The sequence below is a fragment of the Enterobacter sp. R-25 genome (assembly GCF_049913205.1).
In the GTDB taxonomy this organism is placed as follows: domain Bacteria; phylum Pseudomonadota; class Gammaproteobacteria; order Enterobacterales; family Enterobacteriaceae; genus Enterobacter; species Enterobacter ludwigii.
Genome location: NZ_CP183982.1, coordinates 2251513 through 2263657, shown reverse-complemented (window position 1 = coordinate 2263657; position 12145 = coordinate 2251513). Strand labels below are relative to the sequence as shown.

The 12145-nt window shown below is 52.4% G+C and carries 10 protein-coding genes; 6 read left to right on the top strand and 4 right to left on the bottom strand.

Annotated features, from left to right (window positions below; all coding sequences use genetic code 11):
- Positions 1-132 precede the first annotated feature (132 nt).
- Together ACN9MQ_RS10800 and ACN9MQ_RS10795 are read left to right on the top strand one after the other, a co-directional pair.
- On the top strand, positions 133-1056 hold the full coding sequence (locus tag ACN9MQ_RS10800; protein WP_014169993.1) for a LysR substrate-binding domain-containing protein: 924 nt from the start codon (positions 133-135) through the stop codon (positions 1054-1056).
- 282 nt (positions 1057-1338) lie between these two features.
- Positions 1339-3720 carry a glucose/quinate/shikimate family membrane-bound PQQ-dependent dehydrogenase gene (locus ACN9MQ_RS10795; protein ID WP_113656196.1) on the top strand — a complete coding sequence of 794 codons (2382 nt, stop codon included), beginning with the start codon at positions 1339-1341 and terminating at the stop codon, positions 3718-3720.
- Positions 3721-3776: 56 nt separating this feature from the next.
- Here the strand turns inward: ACN9MQ_RS10795 and ACN9MQ_RS10790 are convergent, their stop codons facing one another.
- From ACN9MQ_RS10790 to ACN9MQ_RS10780, 3 genes are all read right to left on the bottom strand, one after another.
- On the bottom strand, positions 3777-5468 hold the full coding sequence (locus ACN9MQ_RS10790) for a methyl-accepting chemotaxis protein (RefSeq protein WP_219372983.1): 1692 nt from the start codon (positions 5466-5468) through the stop codon (positions 3777-3779).
- A 161-nt stretch (positions 5469-5629) separates the two neighbouring features.
- A complete protein-coding gene (locus ACN9MQ_RS10785) occupies positions 5630-6748 on the bottom strand; it encodes an S-(hydroxymethyl)glutathione dehydrogenase/class III alcohol dehydrogenase (RefSeq protein ID WP_014169990.1) in 1119 nt (372 codons plus the stop codon).
- 33 nt (positions 6749-6781) lie between these two features.
- Positions 6782-7057, bottom strand: a complete 276-nt coding sequence (locus ACN9MQ_RS10780) for a metal/formaldehyde-sensitive transcriptional repressor (protein ID WP_014169989.1) — start codon at positions 7055-7057, stop codon at positions 6782-6784.
- Between the two features lie 924 nt (positions 7058-7981).
- On the opposite strand from ACN9MQ_RS10780, the gene ACN9MQ_RS10775 reads away from it, so the two are divergent.
- The 4 genes from ACN9MQ_RS10775 to ACN9MQ_RS10760 all read left to right on the top strand — a co-directional run bounded on the left by ACN9MQ_RS10775 (position 7982) and on the right by ACN9MQ_RS10760 (position 10583).
- Entirely contained in the window at positions 7982-8806 is an 825-nt protein-coding gene (locus ACN9MQ_RS10775; protein ID WP_032679680.1) for an RNase A-like domain-containing protein, read from the top strand.
- 3 nt (positions 8807-8809) lie between these two features.
- Entirely contained in the window at positions 8810-9106 is a 297-nt protein-coding gene (locus ACN9MQ_RS10770) for a contact-dependent growth inhibition system immunity protein (protein ID WP_050595736.1), read from the top strand.
- Positions 9107-9522: 416 nt separating this feature from the next.
- Positions 9523-10191, top strand: coding sequence for an epoxyqueuosine reductase QueH (locus tag ACN9MQ_RS10765; RefSeq protein WP_138013818.1), 669 nt, complete (start codon positions 9523-9525; stop codon positions 10189-10191).
- Positions 10192-10310: 119 nt separating this feature from the next.
- Positions 10311-10583 (top strand): DUF883 family protein, encoded by a 273-nt coding sequence (locus ACN9MQ_RS10760; RefSeq protein WP_014169987.1) that lies wholly within the window; start codon positions 10311-10313, stop codon positions 10581-10583.
- Positions 10584-10616: 33 nt separating this feature from the next.
- On the opposite strand, the gene ACN9MQ_RS10755 is transcribed toward ACN9MQ_RS10760, so the two are convergent.
- Positions 10617-12080 (bottom strand): EAL domain-containing protein, encoded by a 1464-nt coding sequence (locus tag ACN9MQ_RS10755; RefSeq protein ID WP_426262723.1) that lies wholly within the window; start codon positions 12078-12080, stop codon positions 10617-10619.
- Positions 12081-12145: the final 65 nt, after the last annotated feature.

The window sequence follows — 12145 nt, the reverse complement described above, 5'->3', positions numbered from 1 at the left end:
TCTTCCTCTCCCCCCTGCCAGAAAACATGTTGTAACTCAAACAGATCAAATGTTAAAAATATTTTGCTATCAAGTTATCAAAATTAAACAACTTAGCTTGTCACCCGCATCGCTCTGTTTTTAACATCGCCTATGGAAAAAAATGGTCTGTTCAGTCAGCGCATACGCTTGCGCCATTTGCATACATTTGTGGCCGTCGCTCAACAGGGAACGCTGGGGCGAGCGGCTGAAACTCTCAACCTAAGCCAGCCTGCGCTCTCCAAAACGCTGAACGAGCTGGAACAACTCACCGGAACCCGTCTCTTCGACCGCGGTCGGCTGGGGGCACAACTCACCCTCGTGGGTGAACAATTTCTTACGCACGCCGTCAAGGTTCTCGATGCGCTGAATACTGCCGGACAGTCGCTCAACCGCAAAGAGGAGCACGCCACGGAGATTGTGCGCGTGGGTGCCCTGCCAACGGCGGCGCTCGGCATTCTGCCTCCGGTCATTGGACAGTTCCACAAACATCAGCGGCATACCACTATTCAGGTTGCCACCATGAATAACACTATGCTGCTCGCTGGGCTAAAATCCGGCGAACTGGATCTCGGTATCGGGCGCATGTCCGACCCCGAGCTTATGGGCGGGCTTAACTACGAGCTGTTGTTCCTGGAATCCCTGAAGCTGGTCGTGCGTCCCGGTCACCCCCTGCTGCAGGATACGGTGACGTTAAGCCGCGTAATGGAGTGGCCGGTGGTGGTATCCCCAAAAGGCACCGTTCCGCGTCAGAACGCCGAGACACTGCTGCAGATGCAGGGCTGCTCACTGCCTTCAGGTTGCATTGAAACGCTGTCGGCCTCGCTTTCGCGCCAGCTTACGGTGGATTATGACTACGTCTGGTTCGTTCCCTCCGGCGCGGTGAAAGATGATCTCCGCCAGGGCACGCTTACCGCACTGCCGGTGACGTCGCCAGGTGCGGGCGAACCTATCGGTATATTAACCCGCGTGGATACCCCGCTCTCCCCGGGTGCGCAGACGCTGCTCAGCGCCATCCGCAAATCCATGCCTGCCTGAGACGCCTTTACAACCTCAACCACTAACCCGTCCTGTCGACGGGTTTTTTGTTTCTGTGGTCAAAAAATGCGAAATCATCCATTAACAATTGCGTAAAACAATTTAACAGTTTTATCATAGCCGCGAATTCACCAAATGGTTCGCATGCTATTTGTTAAACAGGAATTCAACCGCACATGATGCGGATAAACCGTATAAAACCTCATCCCCCTCCGCGATTATTACCCAATTGGTACATATTCGGCACCGTTCCGCAACGCGGGGGATTTAAAGGAGACAGAAATGGCATTTGGCAGCGCGCCACGTGGGATACCCCGTATCCTGCAGTGGCTCCTTGCCGGACTGATGACGCTCATCGGTCTGGCTGTTGGCGGCTTAGGTTTAAAGCTTGTTACCGTAGGCGGAAGTGGGTACTTCCTGATCATGGGCGTGGCGATGGTGATTGCCGCCGTCCTGATTTTCATCAACCGCGCCAGCGGGATCGTCCTCTATGGCATCGCGTTTATCGCCTCGCTGTTCTGGGCCGTCAGCGATGCCGGATGGGATTTCTGGCCGCTCTTCTCGCGCCTCTTTACGTTTGCCGTGCTGGCCTTCCTCTGTGCCATCGTCTGGCCGTTTATGCGCGCAGCAAACCACAACGCCCCGAACAAAGCACCGGCATTTGGCGTCGCGGCCGTTCTGGCGGTCGTGATGCTGGTGAGCCTCGGCTGGATGTTCAAGCCGCAAACGCTGGTGGCGGCGAATGAGCCGGTACCGGTAAAACCGGTCGCACCGGGTCAGGAGCAGAAAAACTGGGCGCACTGGGGCAATACCACCCACGGTGACCGCTTCGCCGCCCTCGATCAAATTAACAAACAAAACGTGAATGATCTGAAGGTGGCCTGGGTTGCCCACACGGGGGATATTCCTCAGAGCAACGGCTCCGGTGCGGAAGATCAGAACACCCCATTGCAAATTGGCGACACGCTGTATGTCTGTACGCCGTACAGTAAAGTCCTGGCGCTGGACGTCGACTCCGGTAAAGAAAAATGGCGTTACGACGCGAAAGCCTCGGCACCGAACTGGCAGCGTTGCCGCGGTCTGGGCTATTTTGAAGATCACAGCAGCGTGACAACGTCACAGGCAGATGCACAGCCTGCGGCATGCCCTCGTCGTCTGTTCCTGCCGACCACCGATGCGCGACTGATAGCCATCAATGCAGATAACGGCAAGGTCTGTGAAGACTTTGGCAATCGTGGCACCGTTGACCTGAGCATCGGGATGGGGGAAATCAAGCCGGGTTACTATCAGCAGACCTCCACGCCGCTGGTCGCGGGGAATGTGGTGGTGGTTGGCGGTCGTATCGCGGATAACTTCTCCACCGGCGAACCGCCGGGCGTCGTGCGTGCGTATGACGTTCATACCGGCAAGCTGGCATGGGCATGGGATCCGGGTAATCCGCAGCTGACCGGCCTTCCACCGGAAGGACAGACCTATACACGCGGCACGCCGAACGTCTGGTCTGCCATGTCTTACGATGCAAAACTGAACCTGATCTATCTGCCAACCGGCAACGCCACGCCAGATTTCTGGGCGGGTGAGCGTACGGCGCTGGATGACAAGTACAGCTCCTCCATCGTGGCGGTGGACGCCGCCACCGGTCAGGTGCGCTGGCATTTCCAGACCACCCACCACGACCTGTGGGACTTTGATCTCCCTTCCCAGCCGCTGCTGTACGATTTACCCGACGGTAAAGGTGGCACCACGCCGGTGCTGGTGCAGACCAGCAAACAGGGCATGATCTTTATGCTCAACCGCGAAACCGGCAAGCCCGTGGCGAAAGTGGAAGAGCGCCCGGTACCGGCCGGTAACGTTGAAGGTGAACGTTACTCCCCGACCCAACCGTACTCTGTTGGCATGCCGATGATTGGCAACCAGACGCTGACCGAATCGGATATGTGGGGGGCGACGCCAGTCGACCTGCTGCTGTGCCGCATTCAGTTTAAAGAGATGCGTCACCAGGGCGTCTTCACCCCACCGGGTCTCGACCGTTCCCTGCAGTTCCCGGGCTCCCTTGGCGGGATGAACTGGGGCAGCGTCTCAATCGACCCGAACAACAGCCTGATGTTCGTTAACGATATGCGCCTGGGCCTGGCAAACTACATGGTACCGCGTGCCAACGTGGCGAAAAACGCCAGCGGCATCGAGATGGGTATTGTGCCTATGGACGGTACACCGTTCGGAGCTATGCGTGAACGCTTCCTGTCGCCGTTGGGCATTCCGTGTCAGAAGCCACCGTTTGGCACCATGTCAGCCGTTGACCTGAAATCAGGCAAGCTGGTGTGGCAGGTTCCGGTCGGTACGGTGGAAGATACGGGCCCGCTTGGCATTCGCATGCATATGCCGATCCCAATCGGTATGCCGACCCTGGGCGCGTCCCTCGCTACCCAGTCCGGTCTGCTGTTCTTTGCCGGCACCCAGGATTTCTACCTGCGCGCGTTTGATACCGCCACCGGGAAAGAGATCTGGAAAGACCGTCTGCCGGTCGGTAGCCAGTCCGGACCGATGACCTATGTTTCACCAAAAACCGGTAAACAGTACATCATCATTAACGCGGGTGGTGCCCGTCAGTCGCCGGATCGCGGTGATTACGTGATTGCCTACGCGCTGCCGGATAAGCAGTAACGCAATAAAAAAGGGACCTGACGGTCCCTTTTTTTCACCCGTTTACCCCGGACGACTCAGAACGTTTCCCAGTTATCACCCGACACCGCAGGCGCAGGACGTAAAGGTGCGTTTTTCGCCGCTGGCGCAGACGAGACTGAACGGCCAGGCTTTGCGCCACTCAGACGAAATGCCCCGACTGCCTCGGTCAGACGCGCGCCCTGTTCTTCCAGGGAGGCCGCCGCCGCAGAGGCTTCTTCCACCAGCGAGGCGTTCTGCTGCGTCACTTTGTCCATCTCCGAAATCGCCTGGCTGACCTGCTCGATACCGCGGCTCTGTTCGTCGGAGGCGGCGGCAATTTCCAGCATAATATCGGTGACGCGTTTCACCGCATCGACGATGTCGTTCATGGTGTTGCCCGCGGCGACCACTTCACCGGAACCCTGATCGATCAGGGAAACCGACTCGTTGATCAAGCTTTCAATCTCTTTCGCGGCATTTGCACTTCGGCTCGCCAGGGTACGCACTTCGCTCGCCACCACCGCAAAGCCGCGTCCTTGTTCACCCGCACGCGCTGCTTCTACTGCCGCATTGAGCGCCAGGATATTGGTCTGGAACGCAATGCTGTTAATTACCGCAGTAATCTCAGAGATCTTCTTCGAGCTGGTGGAGATATTGCTCATCGTTTTCACCACGCCGGAGACCATCTGGCCGCCACGGCTGGCTTTACCGGAGGCATCTTCCGCCAGCTTGCTGGCATGGTGCGCGTTATCGGCATTCTGTTTCACCGTCGCGGTCAGCTGTTCCATACTTGCGGCAGTCTGCTCAATGGCGGCCGCCTGCTGTTCGGTACGGGATGAGAGATCGGTGTTGCCAGCCGAGATTTCACTGGTTCCGCGATAGATCTCTTCCGCCCCCTGGCGTACGGTGCCAACCGTGGTCTCCAGCGAGTGCTGCATGGTTTGCAGGTCGCGCGTCAGCCGGCCAATTTCGCTGCGCCCGGCGACATCATCCGGCATCGTCAGGTCGCCTTTCGCAATGTTCTCGATTCGCGTGGCAGCACGCTGAAGCGGATTGATGACCGTGCGGCGCAGCACGATAAAGGTCAGCGCGGTCAACACCAGCGCCAGGGCAAACGCCCCGACCATAAACATCAGGCCCAGCTGCGTGCGGCTGTGCGCCTGCGCCGTCAGGGCATTGGCCCGGTCGGTACGGATCTTAATCGCCTTCAGCAGGACGGCGTTATAGGCGTCATCCAGCGGGCGCGCGGATTCGTTTTCATGGTTAATGATCGCTTCAAACATGCCGTTTTTGGCAAATTTCACCATCGGCTGAAGGCCCGCGATATAGGCGTCAAAGCGTGTTTTCAGTTCGGCATCCAGCGCTTCATCCTCCGCCGTACGAACGGGGCGGTTCATGTACGCATTAAAGCCATCCTGAGACTGCTTAATACGTTTTTCCGCCTCGCTGATGTTCTGCTTCATTGCATCCATCTCGGCGATACGGCTGGCCGCGCCAGCGTGGATCATATTGATACGCGCGGTGCGAAGATGGTTAGAACTGTTCGACAGCCCCATACGCACCTGAATTTCTGATGTGACATCCTGCTGATCGGCGTCTGCCTGCAGCAGGAAATAGCCCGCCAGACCTGAGCTCAAGGCGAACAGCAAAATAATGCCACCGAGAATGGAGGAAAACAGCGGAACCAGCCTGATATGATGCAAAAAGCTCAGCGTGCGCTGCGCCTGCATCGTTGTTGTGTTGTCCATGACCGTCGACTCTCTTGTAGGTAAGATGCGTAAAAACACGCCTGTAAAATAGTCATCGGCACGGCTGGAGATTAGCTTACGGCTAAAAGCGCAAGGCAGGTCACACTTTAGAGAAGATTATGCAGGAAACGCCAGCGGCAAAAAAACCGCTGGCAGAAGAGTTACTTGTCGCCGAAGTGAATCACGGTACGGATGGACTTACCTTCGTGCATCAAATCGAACGCGTCGTTGATTTGCTCCAGCGGCAGGCGATGGGTAATGAACGGGTCGAGCTGAATTTTCCCGACCATTGCATCTTCCACCATGCCCGGAAGCTGGGTGCGCCCTTTCACGCCGCCAAACGCTGAACCACGCCACACACGGCCGGTCACCAGCTGGAATGGACGGGTTTTGATCTCCTGGCCCGCACCGGCAACGCCAATGATGATGCTCTCACCCCAGCCTTTGTGGCAGCATTCAAGCGCGGAGCGCATCACGTTAACGTTACCGATACATTCGAAGCTGAAGTCAACGCCGCCATCGGTCATCTCAACGATCACATCCTGAACCGGCTTATCGTAGTCTTTCGGGTTCACGAAATCAGTGGCACCCATTTCGCCTGCCAGTGTGAATTTCTCCGGGTTAGTATCGACAGCGATAATACGACCCGCCTTCGCCTGCACCGCCCCCTGGATTACCGCCAGACCGATACCGCCCAGACCGAACACCGCAACGGTGTCGCCCTCTTTCACTTTTGCGGTGTTATGCACCGCGCCAATCCCGGTGGTTACGCCGCAGCCCAGCAGGCAAACCTTATCCAGCGGCGCCTGTGGGTTCACTTTCGCCAGCGAAATTTCCGCGCACACGGTGTATTCGCTGAAGGTACTGGTGCCCATGTAGTGATAGATCGGCTCACCGTTATAGGAGAAGCGAGTGGTACCGTCTGGCATCAGACCTTTACCCTGAGTAGCGCGAACCGCCTGGCAGAGGTTAGTTTTGCCGGATTTACAGAACTTACACTCACCACATTCTGCCGTGTACAGCGGAATCACATGGTCACCCGGTTTCAGGCTGGTCACGCCCTCGCCGACTTCCACCACAATCCCGCCGCCTTCGTGGCCGAGTACCGCCGGGAAAACGCCTTCAGGATCGTCACCCGAAAGGGTAAACGCATCGGTATGGCACACGCCGGTATGGGTAATTTTGATCAGGACTTCGCCTTTCTTCGGCGGAGCCACGTCGATTTCAACGATTTTGAGCGGCTGGCCGGGGCCAAATGCGACAGCAGCGCGAGATTTCATAATGTCTCTTCCCTTATTGTGAGGTCTGTGGGTTTATTTTAGATAAGAGCGCAGCAAATGGCCGACTTCTGCCATGCGAACGGCCCGCTGGTCCGGCGTTGTTTCCCCGGTCACCAGCTCATCTTTGAGGTGAATTTCAACCATTTCGCCCATCAGCCCATTCGCAGCACCGCGCACGGCGGCAATTTGCTGCAGGATGGCCAGACAGGGGTCGCCCGATTCCAGTGCACGCTCAAGAGCATCAACCTGCCCTCGAATGCGGCGGACGCGCGTCAGAATACGTTTTTTATCTGCGGGTGAATGCGGCATACGCCCTCCTGATACTATAGGGGGGTATTGTATCTTTTAAAACAGCTTTATGTAAACATTAGGTTTGACGTGGTTATCGTATAGTTAGCTGAGGGGGTAAAAGGCTCTTTCGGACATAAAGTAACTTTATACTCATTCCATTACCTATTTTTCTAAAATATTCAGTGTGTTACATGTCTACACCCACTTATTCTTAGCCAATTGATAGGTACAACGTCGCACCAGGCACGAGAGCCCTGTGGCTGAGCAAACAAGGGACTGTAGCCATCACATCCCGCTCATTCATCACAATAAAAAAGGCCACCGAATGGCAGCCCTGGTCGCTAGGTATTTATCAATATCGTTTCATGGTGCCGACTGGCGTCCTTTCTGACCAATCAGGCCTCTCGCCAGCCATGATCGCACGCTGTTGGGATGGCGTCACAGACTGGGTTATCTCTGGCATTGCCTTGTATTCAGGTTTTTGAGGTGGGCTGAGAACCAGATCGGAACTACAACCTGTCAGCAAAAAAATCGCAAGAAGAGAGGAATTAAACTTGTGCACTCTATACCCTTCCAATGGGATAAAAAATTAAAGAAAGAATCGTGGTGGCGGGTGCATCCCAGTGACTCTTCCCAGATAAGCAAAGATGCGTGCATACCTGCGGACAGCAGTAGTCTGGAACGCCCTCTCTTCAGAGAAGATTCACCACAGAAATAAATTATGTCGAATTTATTCCTTCGGTCAATGCATGATTGCTGCGAGTCGTCGCAGGATCAGGGGAATACGAGGTGACTTGATGGGAGCCTTAGAATACCCCCCAAGGCAGTGTATCTATAATCAATCGGTGTGTTGAAGAGACTACGCTTTGCACACTAGAACACTTTTTGCGTAACGCACTAATTTTTCTTATTATCGAGGAATATCTTCATCGGAGTATGGGTATGAGTGAAGGATTACAGGTAGTTATGTCACCGGTTCAGATGGCTGCAGTGTTGTCTGATAAAACAGTAACTGAAGCAGAGACACTGCAGAATCGGTTGTTGGGCGGACTCGGTGTGGCAATGAGTACTGTTGAACTGGCCGGCGCGACAATTTTGTGCGCAGCACCAGACCCAACTACGCTGACTAAAGCAGCCTGCATTGTTGTTGGCGCGCATGGGCTCGATAGCCTCAATGCAGCTATTGACCAGACTATTTCTGGTCGAGATACCCGAACAGCAGCATACCAGTTAGCTGTTGATACAGCTCGCCGTCTTGGTGCTGATGAAAAGACCGCAATTAATATAGGTCTGACCGTCGATATTGCCGTGCCCGTAGCTTTTGGCCTTGCTCTCGGAGCTGTCCGTGTCGCATCAGTGCGCGTCGGAAGAATTAGGCTTATTGAGCATGAATCTGCATCTGGATATAAACCCGGTGGGCATACACTCTCTCGCCATGTAGGTTTAAGTGAAGCAGATCTCAGAACACGTATGGCTAACAGACCCACGCTATCTGGAAGCAGCACTTTTTATAACAGACGCATAGCTGAAGATGCCATTTCCCAGGCACTGAAATTCAATTCCTCTTATATAAATAACTGGGCCAAAACTGCGAGAACTGGCTCAAAATTGAACCTCGATTTTTTTGCAGGCAAAGAAGTTGGCTTCGGCATAGAGTCTGCGACTGGCCCCATAATCAAGTCATATAAAATGCGTGTCGTTCTTGAGTGCCAGTTGTATAACAACAAGCCGTACTACGTACTGACTGCATTCCCGGTACTGAGATAAATCATGATTAATAAATTTTTAGATCATCTAATGGGTGCTTACTTTAACCAGGATTACGACCTGTTCGGCGAGACGATCGAAGAGGTGATGGAAGAGTATTTGAAATCCGAAGGACCTGAATATGCAAAGGGACTGATTGAGGATTGCCATAATTTCATCAACAAAAATGATGATGTGGAACTGGAATTTCTTAACTTGTATAGGTTCGATTTTGACCCATCTTTATGGGGTATTACCGCAAAGCAGTTTCTCACAATGATATCGACGCAGGCTTCCCATTATCTTGATGTTAAAAAGTAGGGCCCTTTTCAGGCCCTTTCAGAGTTAATTATCCATCTCAAGTTAAATCCAGCATCGCCAAACACCCTGCGATAAAACCTTCTGCCATCTAATACTCAGTTCGAACCATTCCTTCAGGCAACCAGAGCCTGCGTGCTTATGCGCGTTTGGGTATGTCTCTGACATAGGGGTCAAAAAGAAGATGCTATCCGCCGACGTACACCTCACCAGTCATGACACACTTAGACATGTTGGGCACTGACCGCTCTTTCATCACAAGCCAGGTCGGGGTATACCAGGTATCTATACGGCATAAAAATGTTTGATGAGGAACATGCAGAGTTGCTGAACCAAAGGTTGGGGTTTGCCCTGAACGTTCACTTTCTTCGATTACGGGACTACAATTCAATAAATTTCATTCACATAGAGTTGATACGATGAGTACAACCCCCTTTATCCGCCCTCAACTTACCCTGCCAGACGGTGCCGACAAACTGCTGCTGCACTCCTGTTGCGCCCCCTGCTCGGGAGAAGTGATGGAGGCCATCCAGGCGTCGGGAATTGATTACACCATATTTTTCTATAACCCCAATATTCATCCACAAAAGGAATACCTCATCCGTAAGGAGGAGAATATTCGCTTTGCGGAAAAACACGGCGTGCCGTTTGTCGATGCCGATTACGACACCGATAACTGGTTTGAACGCGCTAAGGGCATGGAATGGGAACCCGAGCGCGGCATCCGCTGCACCATGTGCTTCGATATGCGTTTCGAACGCACAGCGTTGTATGCGGCAGAAAATGGTTTTCGCGTCATCAGTAGTTCATTAGGGATCTCCCGCTGGAAGAATATGCAGCAGATAAATGACTGCGGCCAGCGTGCGGCAGCGCGCTATCCGGGGATGGTCTACTGGGACTACAACTGGCGCAAACAGGGCGGTTCCTCGCGCATGATTGAGATAAGCAAGCGAGAACAGTTTTACCAGCAGGAATATTGCGGGTGCGTGTATTCGCTCAGGGACAGTAACCTGCACCGCAAGTCTCAGGGCCGCCCGCTTATCCGGATTGGAAAACTGTATTACGGTCAGGATAAGAATGAGAAATAAAGGGTGTGTAGCATAGAGATATATCCGAAAACAGGAGGATTTTGTGCCAAATTACGCCCTGCTTCCCTTAAAACGCAAAAGAGAGGCTATCCTTATACTATCAACACAAGGAGGCAAAAATGACTGATTTCAATACTGATAAAAATACACAGTTTGCAGAAGACAAAGCGAAAAATAAACTCGATGAACTGGCAGGCTCAGCCCAGCAGCAGTTTGGCGATTTCGTTGACTCCCCTAAGCATCAGGTTAAAGGTGCAGCCAAAAAATATGCCGCACAGGCCAGCGACGCCGTTTCCGATGTCACTGAAGCGGTGAGAAACAATCCCCTGACGGGTTTAATTGCTGCGGGGGCGGTAGGTATTGTTCTCGGCCTGTTACTGGGTCGAAAATAAATAAAGGCCCTTCGGGGCTTTATTTTTTTCGCTTTAGCTAAACTGTCTGACCATGCGATCTAATTCGTCTTCTTTCACCGCCCGCGACAGATAATAGCCCTGAAAACTTTTAACCCCAAGGGCGACTAACTTCTCAAACTTCTCTTCGCTATCCACCCCTTCAGCAATACAATCCGTGCCGGTCATATCGCTGTATATCTGTATCGCTTTAATAAGATTATAATCGTTGTCATTCGCCACAAAATGCTCGACGATATCCCGGTCAAGCTTTAATCCATCAAAATGCACCTGCCTTACCGGGAACATGGTTTGATGGTTGGAAAAGCAGTCATCGAGAAACAACCGGCACCCGGTATTGCGTAAACGCCGCATGGTTTCTGGGATCGTCCTATCCTTGGTCACATCAATATCTTCCGCAAATTCAAAGACCAGTTTGTCGGCCCACTGCGGATTGAGCAGCATCGCCACAGCCTTTTTGGCCATGTCGGGAAGTGCATTACCCGAGGCAAGTCGCGGGGGGATATTGACGGAAAAATAATATTTACCGTTATATTTATTAATCCCCGACACCGCAGCATGAATCACTAGCGCAGTAATTTTTAGCCATATTTCCTGGCTTGAAATATCAGTAAGAAAATTAACTGGCTTGATAATTTTACCATTATTATTCCAGCGAATAAGTATCTCAAACCCCACCCCTTTCTTATAACGATCGGTTATGATCTGATATGCAGGGAATATCTCTCTTTTTAGCAATGCATTATAAACCGCCGTCTCTTTGGCAGAGAGACTTTCTTTTTGCGTTAACCGTTCCGTGCTTCCTTCCATTCTTAAGGCATGCGGATCTTTCAGCCAACGTCGGATCTGGTGTAATTTTTTCACCCCTTCCTTACGATGGGTATAAACCGTTTTATTAGACAGCCCCATTTTTTCACACTGCTCTTTTACTGACATTCCGCGATAAAAATTTAATAAAACGCTTACCTCTCTTTCGGTTAAACCTTTTACGTTTTCCTGATAAGACACCCCCCAGTATTGGTCACGCAATGAACGTGAGTTATCCTTAAATACGTCATTATGCATACGAAAACAGGTCATAACATCAGACACGCTGGCTATACGAATCAATGAAAGCTGGAAAGTATTATTTAAAAGATTCCCCAGCGTTCGATACAACCAGCCATCCGGCATTTCCCCGTACAGGGTTACCTTTCGAATAACAGGAAGTTTATTTAGCACGCAAGCGAGTCGCTTCAGGCTCTCCAGCAGAGAGACCACACCTTTGCCGAGAAACACCGAGATTTGAGCGTTTTGACTGCTAAGGATATTTTCCAGATCCTGCCGGGAAGGTTCATCCCCCTCAAAACGAACGTGCGAAGCGTCTATACCGTACTGTTTGAGTAACAGACTGTACCCCTGAAATGTGAAATGGCAGGTTGAGATGACAAATTTTTGCTCATAAAAAGCAGCATTTCTGAAAGAAATATTTTGGGTCATAACCTGCTCCTGGGCACAAAAACACATATCCCATTTGTGAATGTAACAAAATATAAAAAACCCTG

What these genes read in the sequence shown, in the direction of transcription:
- ACN9MQ_RS10800 (WP_014169993.1), top strand. Translation starts at nt 133, where the DNA reads ATGGAAAAAAATGGTCTGTTCAGTCAGCGCATACGCTTGCGCCATTTG.
- ACN9MQ_RS10795 (WP_113656196.1), top strand. Translation starts at nt 1,339, where the DNA reads ATGGCATTTGGCAGCGCGCCACGTGGGATACCCCGTATCCTGCAGTGG.
- ACN9MQ_RS10790 (WP_219372983.1), bottom strand. Translation starts at nt 5,468, where the DNA reads ATGGACAACACAACAACGATGCAGGCGCAGCGCACGCTGAGCTTTTTG.
- ACN9MQ_RS10785 (WP_014169990.1), bottom strand. Translation starts at nt 6,748, where the DNA reads ATGAAATCTCGCGCTGCTGTCGCATTTGGCCCCGGCCAGCCGCTCAAA.
- ACN9MQ_RS10780 (WP_014169989.1), bottom strand. Translation starts at nt 7,057, where the DNA reads ATGCCGCATTCACCCGCAGATAAAAAACGTATTCTGACGCGCGTCCGC.
- ACN9MQ_RS10775 (WP_032679680.1), top strand. Translation starts at nt 7,982, where the DNA reads ATGAGTGAAGGATTACAGGTAGTTATGTCACCGGTTCAGATGGCTGCA.
- ACN9MQ_RS10770 (WP_050595736.1), top strand. Translation starts at nt 8,810, where the DNA reads ATGATTAATAAATTTTTAGATCATCTAATGGGTGCTTACTTTAACCAG.
- ACN9MQ_RS10765 (WP_138013818.1), top strand. Translation starts at nt 9,523, where the DNA reads ATGAGTACAACCCCCTTTATCCGCCCTCAACTTACCCTGCCAGACGGT.
- ACN9MQ_RS10760 (WP_014169987.1), top strand. Translation starts at nt 10,311, where the DNA reads ATGACTGATTTCAATACTGATAAAAATACACAGTTTGCAGAAGACAAA.
- ACN9MQ_RS10755 (WP_426262723.1), bottom strand. Translation starts at nt 12,080, where the DNA reads ATGACCCAAAATATTTCTTTCAGAAATGCTGCTTTTTATGAGCAAAAA.